The organism is Sphingobacterium sp. N143, assembly GCF_030325625.1.
Lineage (GTDB): Bacteria > Bacteroidota > Bacteroidia > Sphingobacteriales > Sphingobacteriaceae > Sphingobacterium.
In genome coordinates this window covers 151,173-171,815 of record NZ_JACAIS010000007.1, presented here as the reverse complement: position 1 = coordinate 171,815, position 20,643 = coordinate 151,173, and the positions used below count along the sequence as shown (strand labels likewise).

The 20,643-nt window shown below is 38.6% G+C and carries 19 protein-coding genes; 6 read left to right on the top strand and 13 right to left on the bottom strand.

The features are described 5' to 3' along the window. Positions 1 to 251: 251 nt before the first annotated feature. Both trpC and dusB read left to right on the top strand, forming a co-directional pair. On the top strand, positions 252 to 1,034 hold the full coding sequence (gene trpC / locus HX021_RS14505) for an indole-3-glycerol phosphate synthase TrpC (RefSeq protein ID WP_286591144.1): 783 nt from the start codon (positions 252 to 254) through the stop codon (positions 1,032 to 1,034). Between the two features lie 91 nt (positions 1,035 to 1,125). Further along, positions 1,126 to 2,127, top strand: a complete 1,002-nt coding sequence (gene dusB, locus HX021_RS14500; protein WP_286591143.1) for a tRNA dihydrouridine synthase DusB — start codon at positions 1,126 to 1,128, stop codon at positions 2,125 to 2,127. Positions 2,128 to 2,195: 68 nt separating this feature from the next. Here dusB and HX021_RS14495 read toward each other — a convergent pair whose 3' ends face one another. The 3 genes from HX021_RS14495 to HX021_RS14485 are packed head-to-tail and all read right to left on the bottom strand — an operon-like array spanning position 2,196 to position 5,207. Further along, a complete protein-coding gene (locus HX021_RS14495) occupies positions 2,196 to 3,668 on the bottom strand; it encodes a lipopolysaccharide biosynthesis protein (RefSeq protein ID WP_286591312.1) in 1,473 nt (490 codons plus the stop codon). A gap of 44 nt (positions 3,669 to 3,712) precedes the next feature. Then, a complete protein-coding gene (locus HX021_RS14490; protein WP_286591142.1) occupies positions 3,713 to 3,994 on the bottom strand; it encodes an acylphosphatase in 282 nt (93 codons plus the stop codon). 37 nt (positions 3,995 to 4,031) lie between these two features. Then, entirely contained in the window at positions 4,032 to 5,207 is a 1,176-nt protein-coding gene (locus tag HX021_RS14485; RefSeq protein WP_286591141.1) for an amidohydrolase family protein, read from the bottom strand. Positions 5,208 to 5,631: 424 nt separating this feature from the next. Between HX021_RS14485 and HX021_RS14480 the strand changes: the two genes are divergently transcribed. The 4 genes from HX021_RS14480 (at position 5,632) to ggt (ending at position 10,773) form a co-directional block, all read left to right on the top strand. Further along, positions 5,632 to 8,067, top strand: a complete 2,436-nt coding sequence (locus HX021_RS14480; RefSeq protein WP_286591140.1) for a TonB-dependent receptor — start codon at positions 5,632 to 5,634, stop codon at positions 8,065 to 8,067. Positions 8,068 to 8,195: 128 nt separating this feature from the next. Further along, positions 8,196 to 8,654: a D-aminoacyl-tRNA deacylase gene (gene dtd, locus HX021_RS14475; RefSeq protein ID WP_286591139.1), complete on the top strand. Its 459-nt coding sequence runs from the start codon at positions 8,196 to 8,198 to the stop codon at positions 8,652 to 8,654. 18 nt (positions 8,655 to 8,672) lie between these two features. Then, positions 8,673 to 8,999 carry a nucleotide pyrophosphohydrolase gene (locus HX021_RS14470; protein ID WP_286591138.1) on the top strand — a complete coding sequence of 109 codons (327 nt, stop codon included), beginning with the start codon at positions 8,673 to 8,675 and terminating at the stop codon, positions 8,997 to 8,999. 73 nt (positions 9,000 to 9,072) lie between these two features. Continuing rightward, complete coding sequence (ggt, locus tag HX021_RS14465) at positions 9,073 to 10,773, top strand: gamma-glutamyltransferase (RefSeq protein ID WP_286591137.1); 1,701 nt, start codon at positions 9,073 to 9,075, stop codon at positions 10,771 to 10,773. A 143-nt stretch (positions 10,774 to 10,916) separates the two neighbouring features. Here ggt and groL read toward each other — a convergent pair whose 3' ends face one another. The 10 genes from groL to HX021_RS14415 all read right to left on the bottom strand — a co-directional run bounded on the left by groL (position 10,917) and on the right by HX021_RS14415 (position 20,635). Further along, positions 10,917 to 12,554: a chaperonin GroEL gene (gene groL / locus HX021_RS14460; RefSeq protein ID WP_286591136.1), complete on the bottom strand. Its 1,638-nt coding sequence runs from the start codon at positions 12,552 to 12,554 to the stop codon at positions 10,917 to 10,919. 117 nt (positions 12,555 to 12,671) lie between these two features. Then, the gene (locus tag HX021_RS14455) at positions 12,672 to 12,947 is read right to left on the bottom strand and encodes a co-chaperone GroES (protein ID WP_028070710.1); all 276 of its coding nucleotides are present in this window, start codon (positions 12,945 to 12,947) and stop codon (positions 12,672 to 12,674) included. Positions 12,948 to 13,245: 298 nt separating this feature from the next. Continuing rightward, positions 13,246 to 13,653: a preprotein translocase subunit SecG gene (gene secG, locus HX021_RS14450; protein ID WP_286591135.1), complete on the bottom strand. Its 408-nt coding sequence runs from the start codon at positions 13,651 to 13,653 to the stop codon at positions 13,246 to 13,248. 12 nt (positions 13,654 to 13,665) lie between these two features. After that, positions 13,666 to 14,784, bottom strand: coding sequence for a hypothetical protein (locus tag HX021_RS14445; protein ID WP_286591134.1), 1,119 nt, complete (start codon positions 14,782 to 14,784; stop codon positions 13,666 to 13,668). A gap of 13 nt (positions 14,785 to 14,797) precedes the next feature. After that, positions 14,798 to 15,313 carry an LptE family protein gene (locus HX021_RS14440; protein ID WP_286591133.1) on the bottom strand — a complete coding sequence of 172 codons (516 nt, stop codon included), beginning with the start codon at positions 15,311 to 15,313 and terminating at the stop codon, positions 14,798 to 14,800. 11 nt (positions 15,314 to 15,324) lie between these two features. Next, complete coding sequence (locus HX021_RS14435) at positions 15,325 to 16,599, bottom strand: sigma-54 interaction domain-containing protein (RefSeq protein WP_286591132.1); 1,275 nt, start codon at positions 16,597 to 16,599, stop codon at positions 15,325 to 15,327. 33 nt (positions 16,600 to 16,632) lie between these two features. Further along, positions 16,633 to 18,069 (bottom strand): tRNA (N6-isopentenyl adenosine(37)-C2)-methylthiotransferase MiaB, encoded by a 1,437-nt coding sequence (gene miaB / locus HX021_RS14430; protein ID WP_286591131.1) that lies wholly within the window; start codon positions 18,067 to 18,069, stop codon positions 16,633 to 16,635. Positions 18,070 to 18,366: 297 nt separating this feature from the next. Further along, positions 18,367 to 19,056 (bottom strand): YiaD family glycine zipper/OmpA-like lipoprotein, encoded by a 690-nt coding sequence (locus HX021_RS14425; protein ID WP_286591130.1) that lies wholly within the window; start codon positions 19,054 to 19,056, stop codon positions 18,367 to 18,369. Between the two features lie 215 nt (positions 19,057 to 19,271). Further along, complete coding sequence (locus HX021_RS14420) at positions 19,272 to 20,030, bottom strand: hypothetical protein (RefSeq protein ID WP_286591129.1); 759 nt, start codon at positions 20,028 to 20,030, stop codon at positions 19,272 to 19,274. A 206-nt stretch (positions 20,031 to 20,236) separates the two neighbouring features. Then, entirely contained in the window at positions 20,237 to 20,635 is a 399-nt protein-coding gene (locus HX021_RS14415; protein ID WP_286591127.1) for a hypothetical protein, read from the bottom strand. Positions 20,636 to 20,643: the final 8 nt, after the last annotated feature.

Below are 20,643 nucleotides of genomic sequence, written 5' to 3'. Positions count from 1 at the left end.
TTGAGATGGGAGTATTTAGACCTTACTTATCAAGCTTACGCCTCGTTGAGTCGTGTAATATGATCATTCATGTATCAGGAACACAGCAATGAAAAGCGTGTAAGCGTAATAGAGATCTCGTGTCCGCCTAAGGCTTGAAGCACCAAAATCTCAATACTTAAACTGCAATACTAAAAAATTAAAATAGAGAAAATATGTCAGCCGAAGGCTTAAAGTACTAAAATCTCAATACTAATATCTTACTACTACAAATGACAATACTCGATAAAATCATTGAACGAAAAAAAATAGAAGTAGAAAAAGCCAAAGCTTTAGTCCCATTCGAAGAGCTATTGAACTATCCCTATTTCGGCGTAGCCTGTCTCTCCTTGAGAGAATCTATTCTAGATCCTGAAAAAACGGGCATTATTGCTGAATATAAAAGAGCATCACCATCAAAAGGAAATATCAACAGTACATCAGCAGTAGAAGATGTTGTAAAGGCATACGAAGAAGCCGGCGCTTCAGCCGTCTCTGTCCTTACTGATGGAGAATTTTTTAAAGGAAATTTAGAAGATCTATCCAAAGCACGTAAAGTCCTCAATATCCCGATCTTAAGAAAAGAATTCATTGTCGACAAGTATCAGATTACCGAAGCCAAGGCTTATGGTGCCGATGTCATCCTTTTAATAGCGGCCTGCCTCAAAAAGGAAGAAGTGCAGGAATTTGCCGCTTACGCACATCAGATCGGGCTCAATGTATTACTTGAAGTCCATAATGAGCAGGAACTGTTGGACAATCTTTTCGATGATATTGATGCCATTGGTGTCAACAATAGGAATCTAAAGGATTTCACCGTCGATCTACAACACTCGTATGATCTTTTGGATAAGATTCCATCGGAATACATCAAAGTATCTGAAAGCGGCATATCCGATCCTTCAACCATCAAAGCGCTGAGAAAAGCTGGTTTCCAAGGCTTTTTAATCGGTGAAAATTTTATGAAAACAAACAATCCTGGACAAGCAATCAAGGATTTTGTAAAACAATTATAAGAACATAAAAGCAATGGATCATTATCAAGTCTGATCCCACAATCTGGATACTAATGTCAAATTTTGTACCTTTGTAAAAAATTTATCGAAGATGTCGGTTAAGATTGGTGAAAATATTGATTTGGGTGAATTCCCTTTGTTACTAGCTCCGATGGAGGATGTAAGCGATCCTCCGTTTCGCTATGTATGCAAACAGAATGGTGTTGATTTAATGTATACTGAATTTATCTCTTCGGAAGGACTTATTCGGGATGCTGCCAAATCAGTTCAGAAGCTAGATATTTTTGAATATGAACGACCTATTGGTATCCAGATCTTTGGTGGTGACATTGAAAGTATGCGCCAGTCGACTGAAATCTGTACCAAGGCTGGTCCCGATTTAATCGACATCAATTATGGCTGTCCAGTTAAAAAAGTGGTCTGTAAAGGAGCTGGTTCATCCTTGCTACAGGACATTGATAAAATGGTAGCGATGACCAAAGCTGTTGTAGATGCAACAGATCTGCCAGTCACAGTGAAGACCCGTCTTGGTTGGGACGACAATACTAAAAATGTGTACGAAGTCGCAGAAAGATTACAGGATGTAGGTATTAAGGCTCTTGCCATACATGGACGTACACGTGCCCAATTATACAAAGGGCAGGCAGACTGGTCCATGATCCGTGATATAAAACGTAATCCGCGCATTCAGATTCCGATTTTTGGCAATGGAGATGTAGACTCTGTTGAAAAAGCCGCTGCGTGGCGACAAGAATTTGAAGTGGATGGAATTATGATTGGCCGTGCGGCAATTGGATATCCTTGGATCTTTAGAGAAATAAAACATTTTTTCAAAACTGGGCAGCGATTAGAAGGACCTACTATTGCTGAACGTGTCGAGGTCTGTAGGACACACCTGAACAAATCCATTGAATGGAAGGGTGACAAACTAGGAATTTTCGAAATGCGAAGACATTACGCAAATTACTTTAAAGGAATTCCTAATTTTAAAGAGCATCGGATGAAATTGGTTAGTCTGCAAAGCCAAACAGAAATACTTGAGGTACTTCACGAGATTGAACATAATTTCACAGCTGAAGCTGAAATAGTTTAAGCTTAATAACAGAATCTATAAACAAAAAGGCCGTGCTGAATTTAATTACATCAGCACGGCCTTTTCGTTTAAGCTCTCTTTCTTATAAATTGCTTGAGTTGATTTCGTTCCATCAGAAATATCCCCACTATATAAACCATCAGCAAACCGTTACCGATGAAAACATTATGTTGGAATACAAAATAGGAAAGATAGGAGAACAATATGCCCGTCACAATATACAGCAATATTTTGCCCAGTTTATATGGAATAGGATAATTTTTTTGTCCCCAGATATAAGATAGCACCACCATTGAGAAATAAGCCAGGAAGGTAACAATTGCCGCGCCTACATAACTATATTTAGGAATCAGATAATAGTTGGCTACTATAGTTATTCCTGCCCCTACAAGTGAGATATATAGCGCATAACGGGTTTGATCTGATAGCTTATACCATACGGACAAATTCATATAGATCCCCAGTAAGACATAGTTGAATAATAATAAAGGAACAATAAAAAGACCCGACCAATATAACTCCCGTGTCACCTCATCCTTACCTTTTATAAAATATTTTAACCAATCTATATTTGCTGTTATGCCCAGCATCACCAACATCATCACAATAACAAAGTACTCCATGATGATCGCATAGGTTTTCTTTGCATTGGCGTTTTTTGAATACGAAAAGAAAAATGGTTCAGCACCTAATCGAAAAGCCTGGACAAAAATACTCAGGAACATCGCCAATTTTCCTACGGCTCCATATATGCCTAGATCTTGATCACCGACATCCTTTGGTAAATACATTGGAAGCACGATCTTATCTAAGTTTTCATTAATAATATAGGAAATATTGGCTATTAAGATTGGTGTGCTATAGGATAGCATTTTTAAGATCAATTGCTTCTCAGGCCTGAAAGAAAATCCCTTCATTTGAGGTAAAAGCAATAATAGGGTAACAGCGCTAGCAACGATATTGGAAATAAAAATATAACCGATCCATTCATCACGGTACCAACCTGAACACCACGCCCCAAAAGTTCCCCCTTGATTAATCAGATAAGGGACCAGCATAATAAAGAATAGATTTAGAGAGACCATAATGCCGATATTCGCCAATTTGATCACTCCAAATTGAATAGGTCTTCCCTCTGATCTTAATTTTGCAAAAGGAACCACGGCCAGAGCATCCATTGCCAATATCAAAGCAAAATATTTCACATATCGTTCAAAATCCGCACTATATTCTCCTTTTTTTAGCCAAGTACCAATGGTACCAGCAAAAATAAACGCAGTTACAAAAAATAACACAGCTAAAACAGCAATAACAATAAAACTATTGCTAAAGACTTTGGGTTTGTCCTTTTCCTCGACCTTTTGGAGATACCTGAAAAATGTAGTCTCCATTCCAAATGCAAGTATTGCATTGATCATAGAAGCCCATGCGTACATTTGGGTTACAACACCATAGGAAGCTGGGGGATACTTATTAACATACAGGGGTGTCATCACGAAGTAAAGCAAACGTGCTATAATCGTGCTCATCCCATAGATCATGGTCTGTCCGGCGAATTTCTTTAGTACTGACAAAACGGAAAAGTTTAGGATTGGACTCTTTTAATCACTTCAAAATTAGAAAAGCCCTTTAGCTCGCCTTCCTTCACTTCAACAGCTTCAACATTTGCATCTTCCGGACCTTCCTGGCAGAAATCCAACAATGAATCAAGCGCAAAATCGTCGCCCTCGGCCTCGATGTAAACAGATCCATCCTTTTGATTGAGCACAAAGCCCTTCACACCGACCTGATTGGCAACCGCTTTGGCCGTCAGTCGAAAAAAGACTCCTTGTACTTTACCTCTTATTGAAATATTCAAATGTTTCATAAGAGCAAAAGTACAGAAGTTTTATTGGAATTAAATACTATATCAAGCGTTTGACTTTAACATGATCAGTTAATCGCATGTGTTCCATCCCCTGAAGCAAAACAACTCCTGGCTTCTTACCAATTTCCAACGATCCAAATTCATCTTGAATATTCAACGCCACAGCCCCGTTAATAGTCGCCCATTGAATCGTTTGTAAAAAATCCAGATCCTCAAAATGTTTATGTAAAACTTTAAGCTCTTCTAAGATAGAAAGTGTATCGTTTGACGCTAAACTATCTGTTCCAATAACTAAAGGTTGTCCAGCATTTACAAAATTTTGAATTTTAGGCAATGTCCCTTCAATATATAAATTTGCTTTAGGGCATAAACACCAGACCACATCCCGGTCCATCCGCTCCACAAAATCTAAATCCTTTAGGGAAGTATACGTATTATGGACTAATATCAGCTTATTCGGATACGGTAAATAGGGCAAATAGGATTGAATTGAATTTCGGGCTTGAGCTTTAATGGAATCAGCACTCTTGCCAATACTTTCATAAAAGTTGAGAAACGCCCCCATTTTGTATCTGAACAATTTATTTTCTTCTTCACTTTCTTGGTTGTGAATGCTTATAATATTTGTATCAGATACTAGTTTTTTGAATTTCTTAAAAAGGACTTTTGAACAGGAATATGGAGCATGCGGTGTCATGGAAACATGGCCATTTCTAAATTCTTGAGTCAACAATTTTGCCTCCTTTAATTTAAAATCTGCTTCATCAGGCTCAATTCCGATGACTTCGACAAACGTATGGTATAATATCTTCGAGTCTTCTTTCAATTTAGAAGAATTATCCGTGTTTGCATGATCACCTACAGCCACAATACCATTTTCGTACATTTCCTTATCGGCTCTTGCCATGGCATCATCCATCTTTTTCATTGATGCAGCCCGTGAGGTCATGACCTTACTCAAAAAACTTGGAAGCCCAGTGCCTGTAGGTACAGCCCCTTTCATGTGGGATAGTTCGATATGGCAGTGCGCATTGATAAAACCAGGAATGATCACCCCTTCGTATTTCTCAATATTGATTTTATCAGTTGGCGTAAATGAAGTAGGATCATAGATACCTTGAATTACCCCCTCTTCATCTACCGCAATGATCCCATCTTTTATTGGCATGGATGTAATCGGTAGAATATAATTCGCGCTTAAATATTTTAACATTTTATATCCTCACTCTCATTTAAATGATAATCATAAATTCTACTAAAAAATTTTTGACCTGTATGAATACATATCAGCAGTAGAAAAATCTATGCCAAGGTACCTAAAAAGAATTATAAACACCAAAAGCAACATATAACGAAAAAGTTTAAATTCAAAAGAAATTTTAAGTTTTTTTGTACTATACCTTCCTTGTCACAAATTATATCTTTATACAGCATATCAATTTTAATTTATATATTCGCAACATCGAATAGGGGTGCCTTTTTTGTCAGGAACACAAATAAAGGCTGAGATTACACCCAACAGATTAAGTTCTGTACACCTGATCCAGATAATGCTGGCGTAGGGAGAGGTTAGTTAAATGGAGCAATCATAGTAACCCCTGGCTATGGTTTGTTTAACTTAAACAAAACACATCACCATGATCAAATTTTTGATTTGTAGCGTTTTAGCTACCATTTCAAGTCAAATTGCTGTAGCCCAGCACAATTTAACTATTAAAACTGTAGACAGGAGCAACCAACAACCCTTACAAAATGTCTCGGTTTCATTAGATCGACAAGCAGCTTTTACTGCCCAATCGGATAAGGATGGAGTAATCAAACTCTATAATATCACTGCGGGAAAACACACGGTCCAGATTTCATTCATAGGATATGAAACCTGGAGCAAAAGCGTAACTATTGAAAATAACACCACATTAACTGTACAGCTAGAGCCAAAAAACATTCGTACTGAAGAAGTCCTTGTACTCTCCACCCGCGCAAAAAGAAATGCACCTACAACATTTAAGAACATATCAAAGGAAGAAATTACGCGAAATAATCTTGGCCAGGATATCCCCTATCTTTTAAATCAAACACCATCGGTACAGGTAAACTCCGATGCAGGAGCTGGCATCGGGTATACTGGTATGACTATCAGAGGCTCCGACAATCAACGGATTAATGTAACTCTTAATGGAATTCCCTTAAATGACGCTGAGAGCATGGGATCATTTTTTGTCAATCTTCCAGATTTTGCCTCGTCCACAGAAAGTATTCAGGTACAACGTGGTATAGGAACCTCCACCAATGGAGCAGGTTCATTTGGTGCTTCCCTGAATATTCAGTCCAATACCTTATCCGAGAAACCTTATGCCGAACTCAACAATTCATTTGGCTCTTATAATACTTGGAAAAACACAGTAAAACTAGGAACAGGCTTAATTAATGACAAATTTGCCTTCAATGCCAGATTATCCCGTATTAGTAGCGAAGGTTACATTGAAAGAGGGGCTTCAGATCTACAATCCTTCTATATTGACGGTGGATATTATGGCAAGAAACATATCTTAAAGGCCATCGTATTCTGGGGAAAGGAAAAAACATATCAGGCTTGGAATGGTGTCCCCGAACCATTAATCAGCGGCGATCGGTCTCGGATGGATGATTACGCTGATAATGGCCTTGGTGTATCCGGAGCCGAGAGAGATCGATTTATGAATGCAGGTCGCAACTATAATCTGTATACATATCAGAACCAAACCGATAATTATACGCAAAAACACCATCAACTTCATTATACGAATATCCTGAGCGATAAATTAACACTCAATACAGCCCTTCATTACACGAGAGGTTATGGCTATTATGAAGAAATGAGACCTGGAGATATGTTAAGCAAATACGGTTTACCTGATGTCATCATTGGGCAAGATACCATACAACAAACCGATCTAGTCAGAAGAAGATGGCTGGATAATTATTTCTATGGTATGACGTATGCACTGAATTACAAGCCAAACGAACAATTTGAAATAACCTGGGGCGGAGCTTACAATCAGTATAAGGGCAAACACTATGGACAAGTAATATGGGCCGAATATGCTTCTACAGGTTTTCTTGACGATAAATATTACTTTGGAAAATCCCAAAAAAATGATTTTAGCAATTTTCTAAAAGTGGATTATAAATTGGATAAATGGATATTCATGGCCGACATTCAATACCGAAATGTGGATTATCGTATGTATGGTGATGACGATAAGGTAAAAAATTACAATTACCATCCAAAGTTCAATTTTGTAAACCCCAAGATTGGTGCGACATATCTATTGAATGACAAGTCCAATATCTATGCCTCTTATGCATTTGCACAAAAGGAGCCTGTCCGCAAAGATTTCATAGAGAAAAACAGTAAATTGCCGGATCCAACTCCTGAGAAAATGCAAGATATTGAAGTCGGATACCGGATTGCCAATGAAAAATTTAATATCGGAATCAATGGTTATGGTATGCTTTACAAAGATCAATTAATTCCAACAGGAGAAATTAGTGATACCGGTTCCCCAATTCGACAAAACGTAAAAGATAGCTATAGAATCGGATTGGAGTTTGATGGAGCATGGAACATTAATAAGCAATTCAGCTGGCTTGCCACGGCCAGTTTCAGCCAAAATAAAATCAACGACTTTGAAGAAGTCATCGGCGATACCAAAACCTTCTATCCAAAGACAACTATTGCCCTATCTCCAAGTACAATTATCTCCAGCAATTTCTCTTACCGTCCAATAGCGCCTTTGACTTTTTCTATACTTTCGAAATTTGTCAGCAGACAATACCTGGACAATTCCTCAGCAAAAGAAAGAAGCATTTCCGCCTATTTTGTCAACAATTTTTTAGCAAATTATAGCTTTACCGCCCTTGGCATAAAAAACATCAGTGCAAGTTTACAAGTGAACAATATTTTAAACGAAAAATACGAGGCAAACGGCTATACCTTTGGATGGATGGAAGGTGATGCCAGGAAATATTATAATTTCTATTTCCCACAGGCGCCAACAAATTTTTTATTGGGCTTGAATTTCAAATTCTAAAACAGCTTTTTAATAGAAACGTTTCTTTCTCAAACCGGAGAAAGAGACGCTTTATATATAGGATAATTTCACATAACATCGTGTTTGACGATCAGAATCTTTACCTTTGGTTTTATACTTTTTATGTTATGCGCGCAGTTATACAACGAGTAAAGCATGCTTCTTGTACAGTAGATGGACAGATTACAGGCCAGATACTCAATGGACTATTGATTTTATTAGGAATAGAAGAAGCTGACACGAATGAAGATCTAAAATGGTTGGGGCAAAAGTTTCTGAACCTTCGTATTTTTGAAGACGAAAAGGGATTAATGAATAAATCCATACAGGATATTGACGGGAATATCCTGCTCATATCACAATTCACGTTGTTTGCGCAGACAAAAAAGGGAAATAGGCCTTCATTTATCAGAGCTGCAAAACCCGATAAAGCTAAGCCATTGTATGAGGAGATGGTTAAATTACTGGGTCAGCTGCTACAAAAACAGGTTCAAATCGGCATATTTGGGGCTGACATGAAAATCAACCTATTAAATGATGGCCCGGTCACCATCATTATGGACAGCAAAGATAGAGACAACTTTTAATTTTTTATACTGAATAAGATGACAATTAAGGAAGCACAACAGGTCATTGACAAATGGATCAATAGCACTGGAGTACGTTATTTCAACGAACTAACCAATACAGCCATATTGATGGAAGAAGTTGGTGAAGTTGCCAGAATCATGGCCAGGCAATATGGCGAGCAATCTTTCAAAAAATCTGACAAAGAAGTAAACTTAGCAGATGAAATGGCCGATGTGTTGTTTGTCTTAATGTGCCTAGCAAACCAAACAGGAATCGATCTAACGGAAGCCTTGGAAAAGAACCTGCAAAAGAAATCAATTCGGGATGCCGACCGTCATAAAAATAATGAAAAATTAAAGTAGTCCACACGGTTAGTGTGGCATTGGCTCATACTGAATTCCTTGGGGACCTGTATAGGAGTATCAACTGAATACTATGAATAAATTACTTATTTATTGTCTGATGACAGGCTTGCTGTTCGCATCATGTTCAACAAAGCAGAGGCAGCTAAATTCAGCCGATCAGCCCAGTACCTTTAACAAAGCTGCTGTGGTTACTGCACATCCGCTAGCGTCAGCAGTTGGTGTGAAAATCTTGAAACGTGGTGGCAATGCTATAGATGCAGCTGTCGCTGTACAGTTTGCACTAGCGGTTGTATATCCTAATGCCGGTAATATCGGTGGCGGCGGATTTATGCTCTACCGCAATCATAAAGGTGAATACAATGCATTGGATTTCCGGGAGAAAGCACCATTAAAGGCATCTAGAGATATGTATCTCGATTCCCATGGCAATGTTATTCCTGATTTGAGCTTATACAGTCAGTTAGCATCTGGTATCCCCGGTTCTGTCGCAGGTATGTGGGAAGCACATCAGAAATATGGGAAATTACCATGGAAAGAACTCGTAGTTCCGGCTATTGAGCTTGCCAGAAAAGGATTTAAAATCAGTCAACGACAGGCCAACGAATTCGAGAGCCACAAAGAACGCTTTGTTAAACTGAATCCTTCAGGAGCCGCCATTATTAAAGATACTCCATGGCAACCAAGCGATCTATTTATTCAGGAGGAACTGGCACACACACTCGAAAGAATTGCAACAGATGGACGGGATGGTTTCTATAAGGGTAAAACTGCTGATCTGATCGTTGCTGAAATGAACAAAGGGAAGGGAATTATTCAGAATCAAGATTTAACAGATTACCGGGCCCTTTGGCGCACCCCGATCAATTCCACCTATAGAGGATATAAAGTTATTTCAATGCCGCCCCCCTCGAGTGGAGGAACTTCCTTGCTGGCTTTACTAAAGTCTGTCGAACAATTCCCTCTCCAGCGCTGGGGCTTCCAATCAGACTCAACAGTCCGTGTTATCGTTGAGGCCGAACGCCATGTCTATGCCAACAGAGCTAAATACCTCGGCGATCCTGATTTTGTTAAAATACCTGTACAATCTCTTATTGATTCAAGTGCAAATGCGTCCAAACTCAATCCATTTAATTTCCATAAAGCCACATTGAGCAAAGATGTACAGGCTGATGTAATCCCAGGGTACGAAAGCGAACAAACAACACACTTCAATATTGTTGATGAGGAAGGGAATGCCGTATCCATCACGACCACACTCAATGATTCCTATGGTTCAGGAGTAATTGTTGATGGTGCAGGTTTTCTCCTGAACAATGAAATGGACGATTTCTCCGTAAAGACCGGTGTTCCCAATATGTATGGACTAACTGGCGAAAAGGCAAATGAGATTCAGCCTGGCAAAAGGATGCTGAGCTCAATGACACCTACCATCCTCGAAAAAAACAATAAATTATTTATGATTGTAGGGACTCCAGGTGGGTCAACGATCATAACCTCTGTTTTCCAAGCCATCCTCAATGTTATTGATTTTGGACAAAATGCACAATCTGCGGTAAGCTCGCCAAGATTTCATCATCAGTGGCTTCCAGATCGTATAGACGTTGAAAAAGATGCCATATCGCCACTACTTCGTGATAAACTGACAAAAGATGGTTATATAATACATCCCAGAGGTACAATTGGGCGTGTAGAAAACATTCTCATACTTCCTAATGGTAAGATACAAACTGGAGCTGATCCCCGTGGCGACGACACAGCTAAGGGATATTAGAATCTATAGCTTTAAAATAGAAGACCGATTAAGCACAGTATGCATATTCAGAGCTAGGCAAACAGAATAAAATTGGATAAATCATAAAAAAGGCACGTTCGTAAATCCAAACGTGCCTTTTTTATATAAATGAATGAATGATCTTACATCATTCCACCCATACCACCACCCATTGGAGGAGCACCAGCACCTACAGGGTTTTCTTCAGCTTCGTCAGCCAATACACATTCAGTTGTTAGTAACATTGAAGCAACTGAAGCCGCATTTTCCAACGCAACACGTGATACCTTAGTCGGATCGATTACACCCGCAGAAATTAAATTCTCATAACGGTCAGCACGAGCATTGTAACCAAAGTCAGCCGTTCCTTCTTTTACTTTTTGAACGATAACTGCACCTTCGATACCGGCGTTGTTACAGATTTGACGCAAAGGCTCTTCGATTGCACGTTTGATGATGTCAATACCAATTTGCTCATCTTCGTTTTCACCTTTAAGATCAGACAAAGCATCTGTAGCACGGATGAAAGCAACACCACCACCAGCAACGATACCTTCTTCAACCGCAGCACGAGTTGCATGTAATGCATCATCCACACGGTCCTTTTTCTCTTTCATTTCTACTTCAGTAGTAGCACCGACATATAATACGGCTACACCACCTGACAATTTAGCCAAACGCTCTTGTAATTTTTCACGATCGTAGTCAGAAGTAGTCGTTTCGATTTGTGAACGAATTTGTGCAACACGAGCTTTAATGTCATCAACATTACCAGAACCATTGATGATTGTTGTATTATCTTTGTCAACCTGAACCTTCTCAGCTTGCCCCAAATAAGACAATTCTGCATTTTCCAATTTGAAACCTCTTTCTTCAGAAATTACAGTACCACCTGTCAAGATAGCGATATCTTCCAACATAGCTTTACGACGGTCACCAAAACCTGGAGCTTTCACAGCAGCAACTTTCAATGAACCACGGATTTTATTAACAACTAATGTTGCAAGAGCTTCACCGTCTAGGTCTTCCGCAATGATCAACAATGGTTTACCCGTTTGAACTTGTTTTTCCAAAATCGGTAACAATTCCTTCATGTTACTGATTTTCTTGTCATAAATCAAAATGTAAGGGCTATCCAACTCTGCTTCCATTTTGTCAGAATTTGTCACAAAATATGGTGATAAGTAACCACGGTCAAATTGCATACCTTCAACCGTTTTTACTTCTGTCTCGGTACCTTTTGCTTCTTCTACAGTGATAACACCATCGTTACCAACTTTTTGCATTGCTTCAGCAATCAAAGAACCGATTATTTCATCATTATTAGCAGAGATTGTCGCAACTTGTTTGATTTTGTTATTATCTTGACCAACTACTTGGGATTGCGTTTTCAAGTTAGCAACAACAGTCGCAACAGCTTTATCAATACCACGTTTCAAATCCATTGGATTGGCTCCAGCAGCTACAGATTTAATACCTGGAGCAACAATAGCTTGCGCCAATACAGTAGCGGTAGTCGTACCATCACCTGCTTGGTCAGCGGTTTTGGAAGCAACTTCTTTTACCATTTGAGCACCCATATTTTCTAAAGCATCTTTCAATTCGATTTCTTTCGCAACTGAAACACCATCTTTAGTAATTACTGGTGCACCAAATTTCTTTTCAATAATTACGTTACGTCCTTTAGGACCCAATGTTACTTTAACTGCATTTGCTAAAGTGTCTACACCTTTTTTAAGGGCCTCACGAGCCTCAACGTTATATTTTACTTGTTTTGCCATTTTTTTAGTATTGAGTATTGAGATCTTAAATTGGATATCGAGATTTTGGCGTTACACGCTTATGGCTCACTCCGTAGATCTTTTAAATTTTAATTTTTACCTTTAACTTTTAATCTCCTAGATAACAGCATAAATATCAGACTCACGCATAATTAAGTACTCTTTTCCTTCGTAAGTAATTTCAGTACCCGCGTATTTTCCGTATAATACTTTATCACCAACTTTTACAGTTAACGGCTCGTCAACTTTACCTGTACCTACAGCAACTACTGTACCTTGAGATGGTTTTTCTTTTGCTGTATCGGGGATATACAACCCTGAAGCTGTTTTTTCTTCTGCTGGAGCAGCTTCTACTACTACTCTGTCTCCGATAGGTTTGATACTTAATGCCATAATTAATTTACTTTTTATCTGTTATTGAATTTTATTTTTATGTTATAATCGTTATAGACGTATCATCTTTTATGCCAATTGTAAATAAGACAGCGTATAGGACAATTTTTCACTGAAAACTTAACATCTCGACCTATAATAATTTGTTTTGCTGTCACACTGTCACCATTCATCTGACAGTCTTACAAAATAGATCCGATCACATTCCCAATCCTTTCATAGCCTAACAACAAAAACTCATAAAATAAAAAAAGCTTCGTCTTTTGTAGACGAAGCTTTTTTTATTTGTAGATAGAAACTATTTCTTAGCCTCTTCAGCCGGTTTAGTTGCTGCTGGGGCATTTCCTTCCGATTGAGGAGTTGCTTGTTCTTGTCCCGTTGCAGAACCCGCAGGTTTTTGAGCCGGATTACCTAAATTCAATGGACCTTGCTGTACAGGAGCTTCAATTTGCCCTCCCAGTCCACCTTTCGACGTACTGCTAGGTGATGTTCCTATAATATTTACCCCTAAACTGAATACCATAATGGCAATCACCATAATCCAGGTACCTTTCTCCAAAAAATCACCTGTACGTTTTACACCCATAAGATTCGTTCCTCCAGAAAAACCAGAAGACAAACCTCCTCCTTTTGGGTTTTGGATTAAAACCAAAAATGCTAAAATAATACTAGCTAATATGATAAGACCAATTAATAATCCTTGCATCTCTTTATATAATTAATTTAATTTCTTTTCTAACTCTATGATATGTGCCGCAAAGTAAGCATTTTTTTCCGGATATTTCAAAACTAATTTTTTGTAAACATCTATTGCTTTAGGATATAAACCCTGTTCAGCATATATTTTTGCCAGCGTTTCCGTAACAAGTGAATACTGATCCTCAGAGCTTTTTCGGGCTTTATTCTCCAAGTCTAATTTTTCAGCCTGCAAAGGTTGAATCATAGGCTCCTCCCGAATAAATTTCTCGATCACTTCATCCGTCTTACGAGGAATCTGAAATGCGATCGTCGTTTTCACTTCATCACTTAACTTCGCTTCAGGTGATTGTAAATGAAAGATATTCTCCCGTATCTGTTGGTCCAGCAATTGACTATCTAACCTTTCATGAATCTTTGCAATATCATCGCTGGATGGTGTCATCGGACCTATTGGAGACTTTACATAAGGTTGATAAGTCTCTGCATACTCAAGGCGTGTCTTATGCAACCACCATAAAAAACTATAGGGCATGGTATCATCGTCATACACTGTAACCCGCTCTTGACGGTTTATAGATGAATCCATCATTGCTTCTGAACCGACTGGCTCAACAATCTGGGCTTCTTCAACAACATTAACCTCTTTTTTCGATTCTTTGGTACGGAAATAATCCTGCGCCACACCTGCCTGAATCAATTGATCAAGTTCGTCTAAATCTTTATGTGTTGGTGGAATTGCATCAGTTGCTGTAACTTCTACATCAATAATTTCCTCTTCTAGATTGTCCACTGCCACATGTTCGACATCATGCTCGGACTCATCTGTCATGATTATTGTAGCGGCATCAACTTCTTCAGTAGATAATATGGTTTCACTCGCTAATGATTTGGTATCCGCCGGCTTATTATGTACAAATTCATATAACCAATTGGGTGAGGAAGCATAAAGCAACGCAGACGACAAGTCCTGGACGCCCCCCCCTTCTCCAAAAATTTTGCGTTCATATGCAAATCGTAGGCTTTGCACATAAGGATATTTTTCAATCAATGCCAATATTATGTCCTGCTCGACAGATTCAGGATAATGGATTGCTTGAAAGAAAAGCTCGTTATTGGATAATGGCATGTTAAGATTCATCTTATAAATAAAATTACCAATTAGCAAATGCCTTATTATATATATCCTCCGTTAGCATCAGAATAATCTCTTTACCCAAAGTCTCTTCTTGTGCGCTTTGCAGATTTCCAGCAAATTCCTTAAACCGGGTAAAAGGCTGTTCAAAGTCATCCTTAGGATTAAGCTTATTATGATAGGAGACTTTGACTGTAATAGTCAATCTATTCATTGCAGCACGGTCTGTACCTGCTTCAACTGCCGCCGGGCTGATGGTATAATCTGTAATAAAACCTTCAAAAGTAGCATCTCCATCCTGATTGACCTGACTCAACCGAGATTGATTTCGAATACGCTCTTTTAAAGCTTCTGTAAAATTTTGACTAAGGGTAGGGTAAACCAACGGTGCAATATTTTCAAAATACTGAATGTTGACTGTCTTCATTCCTTCTGGAATAGACCCCCCGGTAAAACCATACTTCACCCCACAACCATTCAATATAAATAGAAAGATCGTCGTGAGAAGGATATATAAAATTCTTTTTGACAACATTTGCTAAAACCTTAATCTAAATTTAAGTCTTTAATTTTTCTATACAAAGTCCTTTCAGAAATTCCCAACTCCTGAGCTGCAGCTTTACGCTTACCGCGATGTTTTTTCAAAGCTTTTTTGATCAGATCTGATTCCTTGTCAACAAGAGACAATGATTCCTCCACCTCTTGGGCATCTTGCAAATAATCATCCTGTGCAACTGATCCTTTCAATACATTAGCCGAATTATTCGGTGAATGGATAGTTAATGTTGGCGTACCGTCATATCCTTCAGATTCGGATTTCAATTGAGGCTCGATTTCTTGATACAATTGATTGATATATGGAGAATTCTGATCAAACGTGTTTGAGTCTACTCCTTTTTGAATGAGCTCCACAACCAGCTTTTTCAGGTCTACCATGTCCTTCTTCATGTCAAACAGGACCTTGTACAACAGGTCTCTTTCAGAAAAATCTTCTTTTGCACCCTTATTTGAAGAAACAATCGCAGGCAAACTTGTACGTGATTCATTTGGCAAATAATTCTGTAATGTAGGGGCGTCAACAATCCGTTCTTTTTCCAGAACAGCAATCTGCTCGGCAACATTCTTTAATTGACGTACATTTCCAGGCCAACTATAATTTCGTAGCATATTTTGTGCATCTTCTGTCAATTGTACACCTGGTGAACGATATTTTTCTGAAAAATCGACAATAAACTTACGAAATAACAAGTTGATATCTTCTGGGCGTTCACGTAAGGAAGGCACACGCAAAGGCACCGTGTTCAAACGGTAATACAGATCCTCTCGAAATTTTCCTTTTTGAACTGCCTCAAACATGTTTACATTTGTCGCAGCAACAACGCGTACATTCGTTTTTTGTACTTTGGAAGATCCTACACGGATATATTCTCCTGATTCCAATACACGCAGTAATCTCGCTTGAGTCCCCAGTGGCAACTCACCCACTTCATCTAAAAAAATCGTTCCGCCATCAACAACCTCAAAATACCCTTTGCGTGCTTCATGAGCGCCTGTGAAGGAACCTTTCTCATGACCAAATAGTTCGGAATCAATCGTACCTTCCGGAATAGCTCCACAATTGACCGCAATAAAGGGCCCATGTTTTCGGGAGCTCAATTGATGGATAATATGCGAAAAAACTTCTTTACCACTACCGCTTTCACCTTGTATTAATACAGAAATATCAGTTGGAGCCACTTGTCGAGCAATATCTATCGCCCGATTTAACAACGGTGAATTACCAATGATTCCAAACCTATTTTTTATATCTTGATTATCCATAAATTTCCAGTTGGAAATAAATTATTTTAAATTTTAATCGACAATTTTACCCAATAATGTTGCAGAAGTACATGATTCAATAAGTACGTTGACATAATCGCCTTGTTTGTAACAGGGATCTATCGGAAACACGACTAAAGCGTTTTGATCATTACGACCACAAAAGTCAGATTCAGATCTTTTAGAAAAACCTTCAATAAGAACTTTACACACTTTTCCAACAAAATTCTGATAACGATACAAGCTATGATCGCGCTGTTTGTTGATGACTTCTGTCAAACGACGTTTTTTTATATCTTCAGCAATATCATCTTCATAACGCTTCGCAGCTAATGTACCTGGCCTTTCAGAATAGGCAAACATGTATGCAAAATCATATTTAACAAAATCCATCATCGACAAAGTCTCCTGATGCTCTTCTTCGGTTTCTGTACAGAAGCCTGTGATGACGTCGGTAGAAATAGCACAATCAGGAATAATTCGACGGATCGCATCCACACGTTCCATATACCATTCACGGTCATATGTACGATTCATCAGTTCCAATATTCTGGAATTCCCGGACTGAACAGGCAAATGAATATAATTACAAATATTCTCATGTGAAGCAATGGCAAACAAAACCTCGTCAGTAATATCTTTTGGATGGGAGGTTGAAAAACGAACACGTAAAAGTGGGCTCACCTCAGCAACCATTGTCAGCAACTTAGCAAATGTCACAGTCTCTGCCGGGGTCTCCCCTTCAGCAACTGGGGCTGTGTGTTTGTAAGAGTCTACGTTCTGTCCCAGCAAGGTTACTTCCTTATATCCTGCATTGAATAAGTCCTGAGCTTCCTTCACAATAGAGTGTGGATCCCGGCTACGTTCGCGTCCTCTGGTAAAAGGAACCACACAGAAGGAGCACATGTTATCGCATCCCCGCATGATAGAAATAAAAGCTGTGACACCATTTGAATTTAATCGGACAGGATTAATATCAGCGTAAGTCTCCTCTCTTGACAGTAAAACATTGACCGCCTTAGCTCCGTCATCCACCTTGTCAATTAAGTTTGGTAAATCACGATAGGCATCAGGTCCCACAACCACATCTACTAGTTTCTCCTCTTCCAGAAACTTCGATTTTAAGCGCTCTGCCATACATCCCAACACACCTACAATCATTCCAGGATTTTTTGCCTTTGCAGCCTCAAACTCTTTCAGTCGATTACGCACGCGCTGCTCAGCATTTTCACGGATAGAACAAGTATTGATAAAGACGACATCAGCTTCCTGATAGTTTTTGGTCGTTTCAAAACCTTTATCTAGAAGAATAGAAGCAACAATCTCACTATCCGAGAAGTTCATTTGGCAACCGTAACTTTCAATATATAATTTGCGCCCATTGCTTAATGTCGGATCTTGTTCCAATAACAATGCCTCCCCCTGACGAGATTCGTCATGTTCCTTAGTTGTATGTGTTAAATCTAGCATAACTCAATATTCATTAGAATATAATTTTTAATCGAAGTGAAGCTATCATAAGTAAAATATCCTTCTTCATTTTAAGGGTTGATCTTAGCCCCATGATAATTTCAAAGACTACAAAGTTAGAAATTAAAATCCATATAATGACAGTTTGTCAGATAGAAATATAGTTTATACTTTGTCAAATTTTAACGGAAAAGGCGTTGAAGTTATCAACGCCTTTTCCATTATTAAGGGCACATTTTATTTTGTATGTGAGTTACCCAGACAATGCAATAAGTGGGCAATACAGCAAAACACAGTTTATTGACCAGCTTCCTGTTTGGCCTCTTTCTTCATTTGATCACCCGCTACAATAACGATCTCCACACGGCGGTTTTGGGCACGACCGGCTTCAGTATCATTACTCGCGATTGGTTCAGCAAAATTTCTTCCTTCAGTTTGGATACGAGAAGAAGCCAATCCCTTAGACACAGCAAAAGCACGTACTGCATTTGCACGATCTAAAGATACTTTTTCATTCGCAGCTAAAGTACCAACATTATCCGTGTGTCCAATAACTAAAATCTCCGTACCTTGCTCTTTATTCAAAGTCGTTACCAGGTTTGCAATATTATCTTTAGCAGAGGCCTTTAAATCAGACTTATTGAAATCGAATAAAATTCCAGAATCAAATTTTACAACGATACCTTCTGCTGATTGGGTAACTTCAGCACCTTCAACTGTTTTAGAAATTTCAGCAGCTTGTTTGTCCATCTTTTTACCAATCAATACACCCGCTGCACCGCCAATAGCAGCACCGGCCAATGTACCTATAGCAGTATTACCGGCTTTTCCGCCAATTAGAGCTCCTAAAGCTCCACCGGCAACACCACCTATAACACCACCTTTAGTTGTATTATTTGTATTTTGGATTGTAGAACAACTTCCAAATAACATAGCTGAGGTCGCAACAGTCAAACCAAATACAGCTAATTTTCTATTCATTTTCATAAGCTATCTAAGACTTTTAATATTCTAACTAATAATTATCCCTTAATGAAATCAAACAAAGTGCCAAAACCTGAAGTTATTTACATTTTTGTTCTATTACACTAAAAACATCATCGACATGAGGCTATCTGGCTACAATAAATGGAAGCAATGCCCTATCCAGCAATATTAATCAATAGCTCCTCCGAGCAATTATGGGTATTGAAAGAGACTCACTATTTTTCCTGCGTTTTAACTTCAATATCTGGTAACAGCGATTCCTTAGGTCGGCCCTGCGCATTAAAATCTTCCAAAGATTGTTGTACATAATGCATGAGATCATATTGCCCCCAATGTTCAGCTAGCTCAAACGAAGGGCGATAACGCACCATAAAGGCATCCAAGTCTGCGCTATCTAATTTTGTCAAATTCTTGACTGCTTGCCTGGAAAATATACGGTCTACCTGCAACTCCTCCTTTTCTCTATCCATAAATCGACCAAAGCGTTTCGCATTCTTAGCTTCTCTTCCAAAAAGATTATAAAGTGCAGTAGCCGGGCTCCCTAAATAAGTACCGAACTTATTCTTCCCACCGTTATAAACCCCTTTTTTAGAATAATTCCCCATCGCTTCATTCAACTCTGCCTCTTTTGATTTTCGCTCGACAGTAACCGTTTCAAGCTTGATCCCCTCCTGCATTTCGATGTAAAATTCATCCAAATCCGTCAAAGCAGTCTTCACAGGTGAAAAACCAACTTTAGTGAAAGACAAAGAGTCTCCTACAGAAGCATCAATTGTAAAAACACCAAAAGAGTTTGTCATCACAGACCTGTTGGTCCGCAAATTATGAACCACCACATCACCGATTCTATTGGCAGTACCTTTTTGCATAACCATTCCAGAAACCTTCTGTATATGCTGCGCTCTTGCATTAAACGTACTTAACAACAATAAAAACACTCCCACCACCCCTATATGTATACGTATTCTTCTCATTGGAACAAATTGTTTATTCATATTATGCCTATCCCTACAATCTATTCTTCTGCATCACTCAAGGCAATGAAATAATAGCGCCCTTGCAAAAAAGGCCACCCTGTAGATTCTTGAACTTTTTCTATCCAATACGACTTAACCTACTATGCTAAAGTAGTAATAGTTTAACATTTGTATTGTTAAAAAAGTTTAAATGTTACCTGTCACTACTTATAGGGATAAAAGACAAAATTAGCACCTTCAGCCACCACAACAAATAAGCACATATAATCTTTTGCTGGTTTATAATTTTGTATAAACGCTGATTTACGATTTTCTTGTATGATATCCATTTGTATAAACTCTTCCAGCGTCGAAGCATTAATTGTCCAGTTCGTTTCCAACTCTTTACGATCCAAGATCACTTCTCCAACTGATACTTCATGCTGATGTGCTACAAAAATGGGGAAAGCCGAATACCCTTCTTCAACAATTTCTAAAGCCACTTCCCGAATTGATTCACTATAAAAATCAAGATCGATCTGCAAGCTTTTCAAAGGGCTCGGCCCTGTAGACTGTGATCCTTCCGCTTTTGAAGCACCTGAAAATAAATCCTCTACTTCCATAATACTAT

Bases quoted from the DNA above. Each gene is read 5' to 3' on its own strand.
- HX021_RS14435 (WP_286591132.1), bottom strand. From the start codon at position 16,599: ATGGATAATCAAGATATAAAAAATAGGTTTGGAATCATTGGTAATTCA.
- dtd (WP_286591139.1), top strand. From the start codon at position 8,196: ATGCGCGCAGTTATACAACGAGTAAAGCATGCTTCTTGTACAGTAGAT.
- HX021_RS14440 (WP_286591133.1), bottom strand. From the start codon at position 15,313: ATGTTGTCAAAAAGAATTTTATATATCCTTCTCACGACGATCTTTCTA.
- ggt (WP_286591137.1), top strand. From the start codon at position 9,073: ATGAATAAATTACTTATTTATTGTCTGATGACAGGCTTGCTGTTCGCA.
- groL (WP_286591136.1), bottom strand. From the start codon at position 12,554: ATGGCAAAACAAGTAAAATATAACGTTGAGGCTCGTGAGGCCCTTAAA.
- dusB (WP_286591143.1), top strand. From the start codon at position 1,126: ATGTCGGTTAAGATTGGTGAAAATATTGATTTGGGTGAATTCCCTTTG.
- secG (WP_286591135.1), bottom strand. From the start codon at position 13,653: ATGCAAGGATTATTAATTGGTCTTATCATATTAGCTAGTATTATTTTA.
- HX021_RS14455 (WP_028070710.1), bottom strand. From the start codon at position 12,947: ATGGCATTAAGTATCAAACCTATCGGAGACAGAGTAGTAGTAGAAGCT.
- miaB (WP_286591131.1), bottom strand. From the start codon at position 18,069: ATGCTAGATTTAACACATACAACTAAGGAACATGACGAATCTCGTCAG.
- HX021_RS14470 (WP_286591138.1), top strand. From the start codon at position 8,673: ATGACAATTAAGGAAGCACAACAGGTCATTGACAAATGGATCAATAGC.
- trpC (WP_286591144.1), top strand. From the start codon at position 252: ATGACAATACTCGATAAAATCATTGAACGAAAAAAAATAGAAGTAGAA.
- HX021_RS14415 (WP_286591127.1), bottom strand. From the start codon at position 20,635: ATGGAAGTAGAGGATTTATTTTCAGGTGCTTCAAAAGCGGAAGGATCA.
- HX021_RS14420 (WP_286591129.1), bottom strand. From the start codon at position 20,030: ATGAGAAGAATACGTATACATATAGGGGTGGTGGGAGTGTTTTTATTG.
- HX021_RS14485 (WP_286591141.1), bottom strand. From the start codon at position 5,207: ATGTTAAAATATTTAAGCGCGAATTATATTCTACCGATTACATCCATG.
- HX021_RS14490 (WP_286591142.1), bottom strand. From the start codon at position 3,994: ATGAAACATTTGAATATTTCAATAAGAGGTAAAGTACAAGGAGTCTTT.
- HX021_RS14480 (WP_286591140.1), top strand. From the start codon at position 5,632: ATGATCAAATTTTTGATTTGTAGCGTTTTAGCTACCATTTCAAGTCAA.
- HX021_RS14425 (WP_286591130.1), bottom strand. From the start codon at position 19,056: ATGAAAATGAATAGAAAATTAGCTGTATTTGGTTTGACTGTTGCGACC.
- HX021_RS14495 (WP_286591312.1), bottom strand. From the start codon at position 3,668: ATGATCTATGGGATGAGCACGATTATAGCACGTTTGCTTTACTTCGTG.
- HX021_RS14445 (WP_286591134.1), bottom strand. From the start codon at position 14,784: ATGAATCTTAACATGCCATTATCCAATAACGAGCTTTTCTTTCAAGCA.